The sequence below is a fragment of the Streptomyces sp. NRRL S-646 genome (genome assembly GCF_000720765.1).
Taxonomy (GTDB): domain Bacteria; phylum Actinomycetota; class Actinomycetes; order Streptomycetales; family Streptomycetaceae; genus Streptomyces.
The window spans coordinates 1-14,779 of sequence record NZ_JODC01000003.1; the positions used below are offsets into that span (position 1 = coordinate 1).

Sequence of the window (14,779 nt, forward strand, 5' to 3'; positions counted from 1 at the left end):
GCCGCCGCCCCCGGCGCCCCGGCCCCCCGCCCCCGCCGCCCCCGCCGCCCCCGCCGACCTGACCAAGCCCGAGGACGCCCGATGAGCACCCCGCAGCCCCCGATGCCGCAGGCCGCCGCACCCGACTGGCAGGCGGCGGCGCCCGGTTCGCCGTATCCCACCTACACCTCGCCGATCCCCGTCGTGCGCACCCACCTCGGGCACGCGATCTCCTCGGAGTGGACGAAGATCAGATCGGTGCGCTCCACGATGTGGACGCTCGGCGTGTTCCTGCTGCTGGTAGTCGGCATCGGGCTGCTGGTCGCCGTGCTGGTCGCCGCCAACCAGGGCGAGGAAAGCCTGAAGGGCCAGAACCCGTTGTCCTTCGGCGTGTTCGGGCTGCTCCTCGGCAGCATGTGCATCATCACGCTCGGCGTGCTGACCACCGCCTCGGAGTACGGCACCGGCATGATCCGGACCACGATGACCGCGTGCCCGTCACGCGCGCGCGTGCTGACGGCGAAGGCGATCGTGTTCTTCGCGGTGGCGTTCACCGTCACCTTCGCCTCGGTGCTCCTCGTCGCCGTCGCGGACGTCGCCATGCTGAAGGGTGCGGAGGACCCGTCCGCCGGCGAGTGGCTGAGGGGCACGTTCGGCATCTCGCTCTACATCGCGCTGCTCGGGCTGCTCTCGCTCGTCGTCGGCTCGATCATCCGGCACTCGGCGGGCGCCATCACCATCATGATCGCCCTGGTGCTCGCGCCGCTGGTGATCGCGCTGTTCATGTTCTCGTCGGCCCTGGAGAAGGTGCGCCAGGCCCTGTTCGACTACTCGATCCCGAACCAGCTCAGCGCCTTCTACACCAACACCCTGAGCGACACCGGCCCGACCGGCTGGGACCCGGTGTGGATCGCCCTCGGCGTGACGGCTGTCGCGTTCGCCGGCGCGGTCGCGCTGCTGCAGAAGCGCGACGTGTAACCGGCTTCAGAACTTCGGCGCGTTACGGGACCGCTGCACCCGCGTGGTGCGGCGGTCCTTCGCGTTCCAGCACGCCTTGTGCCAGTGGCGGCGCTCTTCGACGCCCGAGTGCTCGGGCCAGGCCACCACGTGCGGGACACCGGAGGGGATCATCTGGTCGCAGCCGGGGCAGCGGTACGTCTTGCCCTGCGCGCTCGCGCCCGCCACGTGCCGCACACTCCACTCCTCCCCCTGCCAGCTCTCGGTGGACTGCCAGCCGCCGTAACGGCCGGACCGGTCGTCCTCGGCGCTCCGGCCGGACGAGCCCGACGGGTCGGCACCCTTGGGTCGGTTGCGACGCGGGGACAAGGGACACCTCACGGGGCTATACAGGGAGCACGGGCCGTGTCCAGCCTACGGGGCGCGGACGGGGGTAGGCGTAGAGCACCGGCCGCCCCCCGCCCCGCCGCGACCACCCATTCTGCAGACAATCCGCAAATCTCTTCGCCAGGCCGTGTCCTCGGCACGTGTCAGACGGTTATGCGGATGGGGGAGCTCCGCGTCGGAGCCAAGGAAGCAGGAAAAGCAATGCGCGTAGGAAGTTTCGTGTTGGCGGCCCAGTTCCCGGGGCAGGGCCAGGGGGAGGCGCTGCACCGCGCGGTCCGCTCGGCCGAGGTCGCCGAGGAAGCGGGTCTCGACTCGGTCTGGCTGGCCGAGCACCACTTCGTGCCGTACGGGACCTGCCCGTCGGCGATCACCCTGGCGGCGTTACTCCTCGGCCGGACCCGCAGGCTCCGGGTGGGCACGGCGGTCACCGTACTGCCCACCGCCCACCCGGTGGCGGTCGGCGAGCAGGCCGCCCTGCTGCACATCACCTCCGGCGGGCGCTTCTCGCTGGGCGTGGGGCGCGGCGGACCGTGGGTCGACCTGGAGGTGTTCGGCTCCGGCATCAAGGCGTACGAGGAGGGGTTCCCCGAATCACTCGATCTGCTGCTGCGCTGGCTGCGCGAGCCGTCGGTCGGGGCCACGGGGGAGCACTTCGGTTTCCGTGAAGTGCCCGTCGTACCAAGGCCGTCGGAGTCCCTGTCGGAGGTACCGGGCCCCGAGGTCGTCGTCGCGTGTACCTCGCCGTCGAGTGTGCGGCAGGCCGCCGAGCGCGGACTGCCGATGCTGCTGGGCATGCATGTGGGTGACGAGGAGAAGGCCGAGATGGTCTCCCTGTGGCGGCAGCTCGCGCGCGCCGCCGGACACTCCGCGGAGACGGTCCTGGGCGCGGCCCATGTCTCGGCCGGCGTCTGCCAGATCGCCGACCGGCGTACGGACGCCGTGGAGGCGCTGACGAAAGCGATGCCGGGCTGGCTGAAGCAGGGACTGGAGGCCCATGTCACGGTGGACGGCCGGACCCGGCAGATGCGCGACCCGCTGGCCTACACCGAACTGCTCTGCGGACTGCACCCGGTGGGCACCCCGCGCCTGTGCGCCGACCGGCTCGCCGCGACCAGCGAGCGGACCGGCATCTCCCGCTTCGCCCTGCTCGTGGAGGGCTCGGGAGACCTGGCGGCCACCGAGGAGAACGTACGGCGGTTGGGCGCCGAGGTGCTCCCGCACCTCGGTTGAACGGACCTGCCCGGCTGCGCGGAGCTTGCCGCCCCAGTACTGAATGCACCTCCCGCGTACGGAGCGGCAAGCAAGCGGCTTGCTCCTCAGCAGTCCCGGAACTCCGGGGACTGGTTGAGTACCTGACTGCGGACCGAGGTGAAGCGGGCCAGCGTCTCGTCGACCGAGGCGTCCAACGGGAACACCGCCACCCGGTGGCAGTTCTGGAAGGCCAGCCGGACACCGAAGTGCCTTTGCAGCGCGCCGCGTATCGCGTCACTCGCGAGCGCACGCAGCAGCTGTCCGCGTGCCTGCTCGTCCGGCGGGGGCGTCTGGTTGTCGGCGAAGTTGCCGCCGTCGACCTTCAGCTGGGCCACCAGGGAGCTGATCATCTCCCATGCGTAAGGCAGGGAGGTCCGGACGCAGTCGACGAATTCCGCTTCGTCGACCTCGCCTCGCTCGGCCTTCTCGAGTAGGGCCGGTGAGACGTCGAGCGACATGGGTTCTCCTCTCGCACCCCCGTGGTCGACAGGGGTTGCCGGACAGATAAGGGAGTTCGCGATACCGAACACGCTGAGTACTCGTCTCGCGACCTCCCGTTTACTACGGTAAGCAACGGACGGTGACGGCACCAGGAAAATGCGTACATGGAGAGCCCTCTTTGGGCACACAATCAGCCACAAATGAACATGGGTTGCTTTCGGTCTTCCGGGGCGAATCGCGTCCACCCCGGCCCGTCGAGTAGCGTTGCCGACCATGCGTCTCGTCATTGCCCGATGCTCCGTGGACTACGCGGGCCGGCTCACCGCCCATCTCCCTTCGGCACCCCGCCTGATCCTGGTGAAGGCCGACGGCAGCGTCTCCATCCACGCGGACGACCGCGCCTACAAGCCGCTGAACTGGATGTCCCCGCCCTGCACCCTGAAGGAAGGCGCGGGCGACGACGAGGGCGTCTGGACCGTCATCAACAAGGCGGGCGAGAAGCTCATCATCACGATGGAGGAGATCCTCCACGACTCCTCGCACGAACTGGGCGTGGATCCCGGCCTGATCAAGGACGGCGTGGAAGCACACCTTCAGGAGCTGCTCGCCGACCGCATCGAAACGCTCGGCGACGGCTACACGCTCATCCGCCGCGAGTACATGACGGCCATCGGCCCGGTCGACATCCTGTGCCGGGACGCCGAGGGGCAGACCGTCGCGGTCGAGATCAAGCGGCGCGGCGAGATCGACGGCGTGGAACAGCTCACCCGCTACCTCGAGCTGCTGAACCGCGATCCCCATCTCGCCCCGGTCCGCGGCATCTTCGCGGCCCAGGAGATCAAGCCGCAGGCCCGGGTCCTCGCGACGGACCGCGGGATCGGGTGCGCGGTGCTGGACTACAACGCTCTCAGGGGCATCGAGGACGACAAGTTGCGGTTGTTCTGAGCTCCGTTGCCACGCGCAGGAGGGCCGGGTCCGTCGAGACGGACCCGGCCCTCCTGTGTGTACGGGGCCTCACATGACCGGGCTGGAGCTGCCGCTCTCCGGCGCAGTCGCCGAACTGCTCGTCGACGCCGGGGCGCTGGAGCTCGCGGGGGCGCTGGACGCCGGGCCGCTGGCCGAGGTGGACGTGGTCGGGGACTGCGTCGGTGTCGGTGAGGTCGTCGGCGTCGGGCTCCCAGTGGGCGGAGTCGACGGCGCCGTGGGCGACGTACTCGGCTTGGTGGGCGACGTCGACGGCTTCGACGTGGGCGACGACGGCGGTTTGGTGGGCGAGCTGGACGAACCGCCCCCCGACCCCTTCGTACCGCTCGGCGAAGCGGACGGCTGCCCCGAGCTCGACGGCGGCGTCGGATCGTCCGAGGTGCCGTACGTACCGTCGGGGCCCGGGTCCGTCGGACGGCTGGTCGCGGTGCCCGTGTCGCCGTTGCCCGAGTCTTTCTTCGGTGTGTCCGCGCCCAGGCTGCCGTCGTCGGCGCCCTGGCTCGCGGACGGGTTGACGCCGACGTTGTCGGACGGGTTGTTGGCGTCGTTGTTCGACGTGGCGCCGAGCGTCACGACCGTGCCGAGCACGGCGGCGAGCAGTGCGCCCGCACCGGCCGCGACGAGGTTGCGCCGGGCGAGGCCGCGGATGCCGCCCCGGTGGGTCTTGGGCGGCGAGCCGGACACGGCCCGGTTGACGACGATGGTCGAGGTGTCGCCGGACGAGGGCGGCGGGCTCGCCGGGAACGCGGCCGGCACGCCGCCGGGCGGCGACTGGGACTCCTCGTAGCGCGCGTCCGGGACCTCCTCGCCCGCCGTCGAGCCGAGGCCCGGTGTGGTGCCGGAGCGGTCGGAGACCAGGGCGAGGGCGCGGCGGCCCGCGACCGTACCGCGCTTGTCGGCGAGCGCGCCGCGCAGCCCGATGGAGGACTCCAGCTCGGCGCGGGCCCGGTCGAGCTGTCCGCCGCAGAGCGCGAGGATGCCCAACTCATGGTGGAAGTAGGCTTGTTCCGACACCTCACCGGCGAGCCGGGAGGCCTCGGCACCGGACCGCAGCGCCCGCTCCCAGGCGCTCCAGTGCAGGCCGGCCGCGAACGCGGGCGCCGCCGTGCGGGCCAGCTGGACGGTGACGCTCTCCTCGCCCTCGGCCGGGGCGGTCGTGCCCGGCACCAGGATGCCGAGCGCGGCGAGCAGGGCGTCCGCCTCGGCGCACACCCGCTCCGGGGTGACCGAGGGGTGCCCCGCCCACCAGGCGTAGTGCTGGGCGGCGGTCAGGGCCTGCGCCTCGATGTCGTCGCCGTATCCGGCGGCCTCGAGCTGGGTGAGGACCCCGGCGGCGAGCCGGTAGCGGGAGCCGACGGCGGAGACCAGTCCGCAGGAGACCAGTTCGCCGAGGGCGGCGTCCGCGTGGGTGTCGCCGACCAGCGCGGGCAGATGCGCCTGGTGCGGCACCTCGCCGCCGAGCGCGACGGCGAACCGCAGTGTGGCGCGCGCCGAGGTGCTGAGCCGGGAGGCCAGCAGCGGCGCGGGCGCGGCGGCCTCGCCGAGCGACGGCAGGGGTACGTCGTCGCCGTCCTCGGCGTCGAGAGAAACGTCGAAGGGCGCGTCCACGGGGATCGCGTCCTCGAAGACGCCGAACGCCTCGACGGCGCCGGTCCCGGCGCGCCGCTGGTCGCGCTGGCGCAGCAGGGCGCCGGCCTGGACGAAGCGCAGAGGCAGGCCCTCGGACTCGAACCAGAGGTCGCCGGCCCAGTTGGCCTCCTCCTCCGTCAGCACCCGGCCGACGGCGCGCTCGATGAGCTCCACGCCGCCGGCGCGGTCGAGCCCGCCGAGAAAGACCTCTTCGAGGCTGGAGTCGGCGGAGGGCGCGGGCACCTCGGGCGTCGCGCCGATCACGAAGGCGCACTCGGGCGTCGCGTCCAGCAGTTCGTCGAGCCCGGCGCCGCCGAACTCGACGTCGTCAAGAACGACGACCGCACCGATCTCCCGGACCAGTTCGAGCAGTTCGTCCTGTTCCGGGCGGTGCAGGGGCGCGTTGTAGACGGCGTAGAAGAGGTCGTACAGCAGGTCGCTCGCCGTGCGGTGGAAGCCGCTGAGGCGGACGACACCGTCGGGGGCGAGGTCCGCGCAGTCCTCGGCGACGAGGTCGAGGAGGGCGGTGCGGCCGGAGCCCGCGGGGCCGGTGAGACGCACGGAACGACCGCGGGCCAGCAGCCGGACCAGGCGCTCGCGCTCGTCCTGGCGTTCCAGGAGATGCAGCGAGGGCTGGGCCGGGCCCGGCGGAAGGGGCGGCTTGGCCGCGCGGTTCACCTCGGCACGCTCGGCCACCGTGAACTTCTCGGGCCGCCCCGGGCGCTCGCCGGGCGGGCAGGCCTCTATCTCGCTGCCGTCGACGGGATTGACGGTGAGCAGGTAGTCGCCCGTGACGAGCTGTACCGTGCGCGCGAGCGCGGGCGAGTGCTGGCCGAAGTCGGGTGTGAGGGGGTCCCTGGGCGGGCGCTGGCGCGGCGTGCTGCCGTCGCCGTCACGGCCGTACTCCTCGGGTCCCCGGCTGTTCGGGTCCATAGGTTCAAGCCCCCCAAAAGCGTCGTGTGTGCCTCGAGCCCCTCCCGGCCTTGCTGCACACCGCGCTGTCGCTTCTGGTCCGGACCCGCTTGCAGGGATGTCAGGCAGCGGGCGACCGAACCCTAAACCTTCGCTCAGTATCTACGACAGTCCGGAGTACCGCGCCGTGCGAGACGTCACAGTCTCGTGAGGATCACACTGATGGGTCACACGCGGGGCAGTGACTCCACCCCGATGCCGCCCTCGATCGCCAGGATCCGGTGCAGCCGGGTGGCCACCAGCAGTCGCTGCATCTGCGGCGGAACGTCGCGCAGCACCAGGCGCCGGCCGCAGCGGCCGGCCCGCCGGTGGACGCCCATGATCACCCCGAGTCCGGTGGCGTCCCAGGAGTCCAGTTCGGACAGGTCCAGCACCAGGTCGCCGACTCCGTCGTCGACGGCCGAGTGCAGGACCGTACGGGCGTCCGCCGCGCTGCGGACGTCGAGGCGGCCCCCGACGACCAGCTCGGCGTGGTCGCCCCTGATGTACATATGCGCTCCCCGAGAGTGCGGTGACGTACTCCGTGACGGTGGCTGTGCAACGTCTGACTGCTTCAGCGGCGAAGAGGTTGCCGTCTGTAAGCGAACCGATACCGAATTCACCCCCGCGGGTGATACCCGCGGGGCCTGTGCGGTTTCAGTGGCTGTACGTACTGATGTGTCAGTACGTGTAGAAGCCCTGCCCGCTCTTGCGCCCGATGTCACCGGCGTCAACCATCCGGCGCATCAGCTCCGGCGGTGCGAACTTCTCGTCCTGCGACTCGGTGTAGATGTTGCTGGTGGCGTGCAGCAGGATGTCGACGCCCGTCAGGTCCGCCGTGGCCAGCGGACCCATCGCGTGTCCGAAGCCCAGCTTGCAGGCGAGGTCGATGTCCTCGGCGCTCGCCACGCCCGACTCGTAGAGCTTGGTCGCCTCGACGACGAGCGCCGAGATCAGACGGGTCGTCACGAAGCCGGCGACGTCCCGGTTGACGACGATGCAGGTCTTGCCGACGGACTCGGCGAACTCCCGCGCGGTGGCGAGGGCTTCGTCGCTCGTCTTGTATCCGCGGACGAGTTCGACGAGCTGCATCATCGGCACCGGCGAGAAGAAGTGGACGCCGACGACCCGCTCCGGGTGCTCGGTGGCCGCCGCGATCTTGGTGATCGGGATCGCGGAGGTGTTGGAGGCGAGCACGGTGTCCGGGCGGACGATCTTGTCGAGCGCCCGGAAGATCTCGTGCTTCACTTCCAGCTTCTCGAAGACGGCCTCGACGACGACGTCCGCGTCGGCGGCGGCGTCCAGGTCGGTGGTCGCGGTGATGCGGCCGAGGGCGGCGTCGGCGTCGTGCGCCTCCAGCTTGCCCTTGCTCACGAACTTGTCGTACGAGGCCTTGATGCCGTCGGTGCCACGCTTGAGGGCTTCGTCGGTGACGTCACGCAGAACGACGTCCCAGCCCGCCTGCGCGGAGACCTGGGCGATGCCGGAACCCATCAAGCCGGCGCCGATGACGGCAAGCTTCCGTGCCACGTTTACGACTCCCCTTTGAAACGCCTTACACACCGTTTATGTATGCCTCTTCGGCGGACCTTAGCGCTCGTGAGGTGCTGTGTGACCGGTAAGTAATGCGCGTCACGTCTCATCTGACGGACATCACACCGGGGCAGGTCATTCCGTGCCTCGGACGGCGTAGTTGAGCACCTTCTCGCCCAACAGCTCCTCGATGTCGTCGAGGAGGACCAGTACCTCTCGTGACACTTCGCGCGGATTGCGCCCCTTGACCATCTCGCGGCCGATGACGCCCATCACACAGCTGTGCACCCAGCCGAGCTGACCCGCGATCAGATGCGGCATCGGGTCGTCGTCGGCCGCGCCCGTGTCCTCGCGCAGGGCCTGTTCGAGATTGGCCTGAACTTCCTGCCCGATCGCCCAGAGCCGGGAGCGCAGCCCGGGCGCGTTCTCGATGACGCGCATGAAGGCGGCGTACCCCGGAATCAGTCCGACCCTCGGCGAGACCGCCTCGACCTCCTCGCGCAGCTCCCGCAGAACGGCGGCTGCGGCGGACTCCCCTTTGCTGCGCGCCCGGACCCATCGGCCCATCCGGTCCACGAGGCCGGCGGAGCGGTCGAAGAAGAGGTCCTCCTTCGCCGGGAAGTAGTTGTAGACGGTGTTGACGGAGACGTCGGCGGCCTCGGCGATCTCCGCGACGGTCACCGAATCAAACCCGCGCTCGACGAACAGGCCCGTGGCGACGTCCGAGATGTACTGCCGGGTCTGCCGCTTCTTCCGCTCCCTGAGCCCCTCTGCCATGTCCGAATCCTAGCTTTCGCTGGGTCCGCTGAAAACTTGGAGTCATTGCAAAATTGGTGAGTCTCTGTTTTTCTGGGAGACATGGCAGTAATCAGCGCGGCCGGACTGGCCCGCACCTTCCAGACCAAACGCGGCCCCGTGGAGGCCGTCCGCGGCATCGACCTCACCGTCCGCGAGGGCGAGATCCTCGGCTTCCTCGGACCGAACGGCGCCGGCAAGACCACCACCCTGCGCATGCTCACGACGCTGCTCGCCCCGACCGGAGGCGCGGCCACCGTCGCCGGCCACGATCTCGCCACCGACCCCGCGGGCGTACGGAAGTCCTGCGGCTACGTCGCCCAGTCGGGCGGGGTCGACGGGCAGATCAGCGTCCGGGAGGAACTGGTCACCCAGGGCCGCCTCTACCACCTGACAAAGCCGCAGGCGATCGCGCGCACGGAGGAGTTGGCTCACGACCTGGGCCTCACCGGCCTCCTCGACCGCAAGACCTCCGCGCTCTCCGGAGGTCAGCGGCGCCGTCTCGACATCGCGATGGCCCTCACCCACCGCCCGAAGGTCCTGTTCCTCGACGAGCCGACGACCGGGCTGGACCCCGGCAGCCGCGCCGACCTCTGGGACCTGATCCGCCGCCTGCGCGACGAGCACGGCACCACGGTCTTCCTGACCACCCATTACCTGGACGAGGCCGACGCCCTCTCCGACCGCCTGGTGATCGTCGACAAGGGAGTGGTCGTGGCGGAGGGCACGCCCACCGCGCTCAAGCTCCGGTACGGCGGCTCGATCGACGCGAGCCTCCAGGACACGTTCCTCGCCATCACCGGCCGGGGCCCCGCTCCGGCCGACGCCGCCCCCGTAGCCGTATAGGAACCCTCAGATGCTGCTCCAGGACACGGCCCTGATCTACGGCCGCTACCTCCGCCAGTCCCTCCGCTCCCGCTTCGCGCTGCTCTTCGGCGTGCTGATGCCGCTCCTCTATCTCCTCTTCTTCGGACCGCTGCTGACGGGCCTGCCGCTCGGCGGGCGGGGCAGCTCCTGGCAGCTGCTGGTGCCGGGGCTGCTGCTTCAACTCGGGCTGTTCGGGGCGTCGTTCGCGGGATTCTCGATCATCATCGAGAAGGGGCAGGGGGTGGTCGAGCGAATGCGGGTGACACCCGTCAGCCGTCTCGCACTCCTGCTCGGCCGTGTGCTGCGCGACGCCACGGTGTTCGTCTTCCAGGCGGTGCTGCTGGTGGTCGCCGCCGTGGCGATGGGCCTGCGGGCGCCGCTCGCCGGGGTCCTGATCGGCTTCGGGTTCGTCGCCCTGCTCACCGTCTCGCTCGGCTCGCTGTCGTACGCGCTGGCGATGAAGGTCCACACCCCGCAGGAGTTCGGGCCGCTGATCAACGCCATGACCATGCCGTCGATGCTGCTGTCCGGGCTGATGCTGCCCATGTCCCTGGCCCCGGGCTGGCTGGACGTGCTCTCGCACTTCATGCCGTTCCGCTATCTGGTGGACGCGGTGCGGGACGGATACGTCGGGTCGTACGCGACGGATCACATGCTGTACGGGGTGCTGGTGGCCCTCGCCTTCGCAGCTCTGGCCGTGACAGTGGGCACACGCGTGTTCCGGACGGCCGGAGCGTAACTACGCTGGTCACATGGTCAATCTGACGCGCATCTACACCAGGACCGGCGACCGGGGCACGACCGCCCTCGGCGACATGAGCCGGGTCGCCAAGACCGATCTGCGGATCTCCGCGTACGCGGACGCCAACGAGGCGAACGCGGTGATCGGCACCGCGATCGCGCTGGGCGGGCTGGAGGAGGAGATCGTCAAGGTCCTCACCCGCGTCCAGAACGACCTGTTCGACGTCGGTGCGGACCTGTCCACGCCGGTCGTCGAGAACCCCGAATTCCCGCCCCTCCGTGTCGAACAGTTCTACGTCGACAAGCTGGAGGCGGACTGCGACCGCTTCAACGAGCGGCTGGAGAAGCTGCGCTCCTTCATCCTGCCGGGCGGCACGCCGGGGGCGGCCCTGCTGCACCAGGCCTGCACGGTCGTACGGCGGGCGGAGCGGTCGACGTGGGCGGCGCTGGAGGTGCACGGTGAGGTGATGAACCCGCTGACCGCGACCTACCTCAACCGGCTCTCCGACCTGCTGTTCATCCTGGCGCGGACGGCCAACAAGGACATCGGCGACGTCCTGTGGGTGCCCGGCGGCGAACGCTGACCAACCCGCCGCCCCGACCGGGGGCCCCGGGGGTCGCCCCCCGGAAAATGCAGCATCCTGGCGCGGACGGCCAACAAGGACATCGGCGACGTGCTGTGGGTGCCAGGCGGCGAACGCTGACCAACCCGCCGCCCCGACCGGGGGCCCCGGGGGTCGCCCCCCGAAAAATGCAGCATCCTGGCGCGCACGGCCAACAAGGACATCGGCGACGTCCTGTGGGTGCCCGGCGGGGAGCGCTGAGGCACAGCACTCCCCGCCCTCCCCCTCTTCTCAGCGGTCCGTGTCGTCCTGGGTCGCGTCCTGGTCCGCCCGGGCCACCGCGGACTCGGCGGCGGCCACCTTCTTCTGCATCTCCGGGTAGCCGGAGCGGGTGGCGGGTGTGGCGGGCGCCTTGTCCGCCGTACCGCCGTGCGGCGCGCAGCCCGCGGTGAGCCCCGCGAGGAGGGCCACCGCGACTGCCGCGACCTTCAGGCGCATCAGCTCGCGCCCTGGTTGTTGTTCTGGCACCAGCTCCGGACCTCGTTCAGGTCCTTCTGCCGCTGCTGCAGCGTCGTCACCAGGGACTTGCGGAAGGTCAGCCGGTCCTGGAGATAGGTGGCGATCTCGGTGTGGCCCGCCGCCTTCGCGTTGTCCACTCGCCGCTGCAGCCGGGCGATCGAACCGCGCTTGTCGGCCCCGGCGTTCAGCCGCTTCAGGGCGCGGTCGATGCGGTGGTCGATCTTCGGTGCCCGCTTGCACAGGGCCTGCGCCCCGTCGCCGGTCGGCGTCGCCGCCGGAGCGGGTGTGCTGTCGGCCGCCGCGAGGCCGGTTCCGGTCGCGAGGAGTGCCGCCGTGGCCAGCCCCATGACGAGGGTTCGCCGCCTGCGTCGTACGTACATCTTCAGCCTCCGTTCCGCGGACGGCCCCCTTTGTCCGTCCGCCTGCCGTGGAGGCTAGGAAGGGTCTTTGGGGAAACTCTGTGACCGGTTTGTCCCGGCTGTGCCGATCAGCCAGTCCCGGTGGGCGGGCAGGGTGCCGACCGCTCTCGGCAGCCGCACCTCGAAGCGGGTGCCGACACCGCCCGGGCCGTCCGTGACCGTGACGGTGCCCTGGTGGAGCGCCGTCTGCTGGGCGACCAGCGTCAGGCCGAGACCGGAGCCCGAACTGCCCGGTCCGCGGGTGAACCGCTCGAAGATCCGGCCCCGTTCCCCGGTCGGCACCCCAGGTCCGCGGTCGTCCACGCTGATCACGACCTGCTCGCCGACGCCCCGCACCCCCACCGCCACACTCGCCGGCCCGTCCTCGTCCCGGCCGTGGGCCAGCGCATTGGCCAGCAGGTTGTCGAGGAGCAGGCGGATGCCGGGTTCCCAGCCGTGGACCGTCGGTCCGGGCGCCGCCTCCAGCGTGATGCGGGCGTCGGGGGCACGGCGCCGGGCCTCGGCCACCGCGGCGTCCGCGGTCTCCGTCACGTCCACCGTCCGGAAGGCCTCCGCCTCGACGAGGTCGCCGCGGCCCAGTTCGCGCAGCATCACCAGCAGGTTCAGCAGACGGGCGTGTTCGCTGCGCAGGTCGGCCAGGACCTCCGAGCGGTCCGGCTCCGGCAGGTCGGGGTGGTCGGCGAGGATGTCGAGGTTGGTGCCCATGCTCATCAGCGGGGTGCGCAGTTCGTGGGAGGCGGCCGCGGAGAAGGAGCGGGCGGTGTCCAGTGCCTCGGCGGTGCGGGCGGCCTGTTCGTCGTAGCGGGCGAGGACCGTGCGCAGGGTGGCGGCCAGTTCGTCGACCTCGGTCACTCCGGTCGGCTCGTCGGGCGGCCGGGCGGTGCTGGTGCGCGGGTCGAGTCCGGCGGTACGGCGGCCGAGGCGCCGCAGCGGGCCGGTGGCACCGGTGGCGATGCCCCAGGCCAGCAGGCCGGACAGGGGTGCCGCCAGGAGTGAGGTGATGGCCACCCGGCGCCGTACGAGCCGCAGTTGGGCCTGGTCGGCGGCGTTGGGCGAGAAGACCCACAGGGTCCCGGCACCGCGGGCCGTGGTGATCGGCACGGACAGCGCGCGCCAGCTCGCGCCGCCGTCCCGGACGGTGACCGGCCTGTTCGTGCGCGCCGGCAGCGGCACCGAGGCGTCCGGCTGCGGCCCCCCGCTGAAGGTGGCGTCCGGTCCCATGACGCGTACGCCGACGTCGAGGGCCGCGCTGTAGAGGAGCCGCTCCTTGTTGTCGGCCGCCTTGGGCCGTCCGTTGGCACTGGCCCTCAAGAGGGCGCGGGCGTCCGGGACCACCGCTGTGGCGCGCGCCCGCAGATGACTGTCCTCGGCGCTGTGCAGATCGCGGTTGACCAGCTGGAGCAGCAGCCAGCCGGAGGCGAGCACGAGGAGCGGCACGGTGACCCCGACGGCGAGCCCGATACGGGTGGAGAGCCTCACGACGACTCGTCCCGCAGCACGAACCCCACCCCGCGCACGGTGTGTACGAGCCTTGGCCGTCCGTCCGCCTCCAGCTTGCGCCGCAGATAGCTGACGAAGGTGTCGACGGCGTCCGTCCGCACGTCGAAGTCGTAGCCCCACACCCGTTCCAGGAGCTGGTCGCGGGTGAGGACGAGTCCGGCGTTGCGGGCGAGCACCTCAAGCAGTTCGAACTCGCGCCGGGTCAGCTCCAGCGGTCTGCCGTCGCGTTCGACGGTGCGGGCTGCCGGGTCGATCACCAGGCCCGCGACCCGCAGCGCCTCCCCCGTGGGCGGGCGGCGGCGCAGCAACGCGCGCAGCCGCAGCACGAGTTCCTGCAGCGCGAACGGCTTGACCAGGTAGTCGTCGCCGCCCGCCTGGAGCCCGGCGATACGGTCGGCGGTCTCGTCGAGCGCCGACAGCATGAGCACGGGGAGGTCCTGGCCGTCGTCGCGGAGCCGCTCGCAGACCTCGATGCCGCTCATGCCGGGCATCGACACATCGAGGACGAGGACGTCCGGTGGCGTCTCGTCGATCGCCGCGAGCGCCTCACGACCGCCGTCCGCCGTCCGCACCCGGAAGCCGCTCAGCCGCAGCCCCCGCTCCAGAGAACGCCGGATGGCCGGGTCGTCGTCCACGACCAGCACCGCGCCGGGGCTGCCCGTCTCTCTCATCCACCCCTCCCCTCACCGTCCGGTCAGGGTACGGCTCTCCTCCGAGGGCGCGGCAGCGTCTGCCGGGGCCTTCTTGGGCCGGATCAGATACGTCAGCGCGATCACCCCATGGACGCCCAGGGTCCGCAGCGCCGTCTCCTGGAAGGCACGCAGCGACGAGGTGTCGCCGTCGCCGACGTACCAGATCGCCGCCTGGAGCAGGGCGCAGGCGACGACCGCCGCGAGGAGAGTGCGTAGCCACAGGCCGCCCTCGTGGCGGGCGCGGGCCAGACCGTAGCGGGGCGGCTTCGGCGGGCGGGGGCCGCCGGCCAGGCGGTGGGCCGCGTGGCCGTCGAGCCAGGTGATCGTGTAGTGGCCGTAGGCAACCGTGTAGCCGATGTAGAGGGCGGCCAGACCGTGTTCCCAGCTCGGTTCGGCACCGTTCTTCAGGTCCACCGCCGTCACCACGAACAGGACCAGCTCCAGCAGCGGCTCGCACAGCAGCAGCGCCACGCTCGTGCGACGCCGTTTCAGCAGGTAGCGGACGGCCAGCCCAGCCGCCAGCAGCACCCAGAACCCGACCTCGCACGCGATGATCAGCCCGACGACCACG

General features: G+C 71.1%; 17 protein-coding genes and 1 pseudogene. 7 read left to right on the forward strand and 11 right to left on the reverse strand.

The features are described from left to right. The first annotated feature begins 81 nt into the window (after positions 1-81). Positions 82-957 (forward strand): ABC transporter permease subunit, encoded by an 876-nt coding sequence (locus IH68_RS0104365; RefSeq protein WP_030928582.1) that lies wholly within the window; start codon positions 82-84, stop codon positions 955-957. 6 nt (positions 958-963) lie between these two features. Here IH68_RS0104365 and IH68_RS0104370 read toward each other — a convergent pair whose 3' ends face one another. Beyond that, the gene (locus tag IH68_RS0104370) at positions 964-1,305 is read right to left on the reverse strand and encodes a hypothetical protein (protein ID WP_030928587.1); all 342 of its coding nucleotides are present in this window, start codon (positions 1,303-1,305) and stop codon (positions 964-966) included. A 219-nt stretch (positions 1,306-1,524) separates the two neighbouring features. Here IH68_RS0104370 and IH68_RS0104375 point away from each other — a divergent pair, with 219 nt between their 5' ends. Beyond that, positions 1,525-2,553 carry an LLM class flavin-dependent oxidoreductase gene (locus IH68_RS0104375; RefSeq protein ID WP_030928590.1) on the forward strand — a complete coding sequence of 343 codons (1,029 nt, stop codon included), beginning with the start codon at positions 1,525-1,527 and terminating at the stop codon, positions 2,551-2,553. A gap of 86 nt (positions 2,554-2,639) precedes the next feature. Here the strand turns inward: IH68_RS0104375 and IH68_RS0104380 are convergent, their stop codons facing one another. Beyond that, complete coding sequence (locus tag IH68_RS0104380; RefSeq protein ID WP_030928593.1) at positions 2,640-3,032, reverse strand: SCO5389 family protein; 393 nt, start codon at positions 3,030-3,032, stop codon at positions 2,640-2,642. Positions 3,033-3,288: 256 nt separating this feature from the next. On the opposite strand from IH68_RS0104380, the gene nucS reads away from it, so the two are divergent. Beyond that, the gene (gene nucS, locus IH68_RS0104385; protein ID WP_030928596.1) at positions 3,289-3,960 is read left to right on the forward strand and encodes an endonuclease NucS; all 672 of its coding nucleotides are present in this window, start codon (positions 3,289-3,291) and stop codon (positions 3,958-3,960) included. Positions 3,961-4,029: 69 nt separating this feature from the next. Here the strand turns inward: nucS and IH68_RS0104390 are convergent, their stop codons facing one another. From IH68_RS0104390 to IH68_RS0104405, 4 genes are all read right to left on the reverse strand, one after another. Further along, positions 4,030-6,561, reverse strand: coding sequence for an ATP-binding protein (locus IH68_RS0104390; protein ID WP_030928599.1), 2,532 nt, complete (start codon positions 6,559-6,561; stop codon positions 4,030-4,032). A gap of 206 nt (positions 6,562-6,767) precedes the next feature. Beyond that, complete coding sequence (locus IH68_RS0104395; RefSeq protein WP_030928603.1) at positions 6,768-7,091, reverse strand: STAS domain-containing protein; 324 nt, start codon at positions 7,089-7,091, stop codon at positions 6,768-6,770. Positions 7,092-7,260: 169 nt separating this feature from the next. Further along, on the reverse strand, positions 7,261-8,109 hold the full coding sequence (locus tag IH68_RS0104400; protein ID WP_030928606.1) for a 3-hydroxyacyl-CoA dehydrogenase family protein: 849 nt from the start codon (positions 8,107-8,109) through the stop codon (positions 7,261-7,263). 138 nt (positions 8,110-8,247) lie between these two features. Then, positions 8,248-8,889 carry a TetR/AcrR family transcriptional regulator gene (locus IH68_RS0104405; RefSeq protein ID WP_030928610.1) on the reverse strand — a complete coding sequence of 214 codons (642 nt, stop codon included), beginning with the start codon at positions 8,887-8,889 and terminating at the stop codon, positions 8,248-8,250. 81 nt (positions 8,890-8,970) lie between these two features. Here IH68_RS0104405 and IH68_RS0104410 point away from each other — a divergent pair, with 81 nt between their 5' ends. From IH68_RS0104410 to IH68_RS55025, 4 genes and pseudogenes are all read left to right on the forward strand, one after another. Then, complete coding sequence (locus IH68_RS0104410) at positions 8,971-9,753, forward strand: ABC transporter ATP-binding protein (RefSeq protein WP_030928613.1); 783 nt, start codon at positions 8,971-8,973, stop codon at positions 9,751-9,753. 10 nt (positions 9,754-9,763) lie between these two features. Then, on the forward strand, positions 9,764-10,513 hold the full coding sequence (locus IH68_RS0104415) for an ABC transporter permease (RefSeq protein ID WP_030928616.1): 750 nt from the start codon (positions 9,764-9,766) through the stop codon (positions 10,511-10,513). 13 nt (positions 10,514-10,526) lie between these two features. Beyond that, positions 10,527-11,099 carry a cob(I)yrinic acid a,c-diamide adenosyltransferase gene (locus IH68_RS0104420; RefSeq protein WP_030928619.1) on the forward strand — a complete coding sequence of 191 codons (573 nt, stop codon included), beginning with the start codon at positions 10,527-10,529 and terminating at the stop codon, positions 11,097-11,099. Positions 11,100-11,273: 174 nt separating this feature from the next. Then, positions 11,274-11,339: pseudogene (locus tag IH68_RS55025) on the forward strand (cob(I)yrinic acid a c-diamide adenosyltransferase); the annotation flags it as partial. A 30-nt stretch (positions 11,340-11,369) separates the two neighbouring features. On the opposite strand, the gene IH68_RS0104425 reads toward IH68_RS55025, so the two are convergent. From IH68_RS0104425 to IH68_RS0104445, 5 genes are read right to left on the reverse strand one after another with little or no spacing between them, the layout of a single operon-like run. After that, on the reverse strand, positions 11,370-11,576 hold the full coding sequence (locus IH68_RS0104425; RefSeq protein WP_030928622.1) for a hypothetical protein: 207 nt from the start codon (positions 11,574-11,576) through the stop codon (positions 11,370-11,372). After that, positions 11,576-11,977 (reverse strand): hypothetical protein, encoded by a 402-nt coding sequence (locus tag IH68_RS0104430; protein ID WP_030928625.1) that lies wholly within the window; start codon positions 11,975-11,977, stop codon positions 11,576-11,578. The genes IH68_RS0104425 and IH68_RS0104430 overlap by 1 nt, the downstream gene beginning before the upstream one ends. A 54-nt stretch (positions 11,978-12,031) precedes the next feature. Beyond that, positions 12,032-13,495, reverse strand: coding sequence for a sensor histidine kinase (locus IH68_RS0104435; RefSeq protein WP_030928627.1), 1,464 nt, complete (start codon positions 13,493-13,495; stop codon positions 12,032-12,034). After that, the gene (locus IH68_RS0104440) at positions 13,492-14,187 is read right to left on the reverse strand and encodes a response regulator transcription factor (protein ID WP_030928629.1); all 696 of its coding nucleotides are present in this window, start codon (positions 14,185-14,187) and stop codon (positions 13,492-13,494) included. The genes IH68_RS0104435 and IH68_RS0104440 overlap by 4 nt, the downstream gene beginning before the upstream one ends. A gap of 12 nt (positions 14,188-14,199) precedes the next feature. After that, positions 14,200-14,778, reverse strand: a complete 579-nt coding sequence (locus tag IH68_RS0104445) for a hypothetical protein (RefSeq protein ID WP_030928631.1) — start codon at positions 14,776-14,778, stop codon at positions 14,200-14,202. Between the last annotated feature and the right edge of the window lies 1 nt (position 14,779).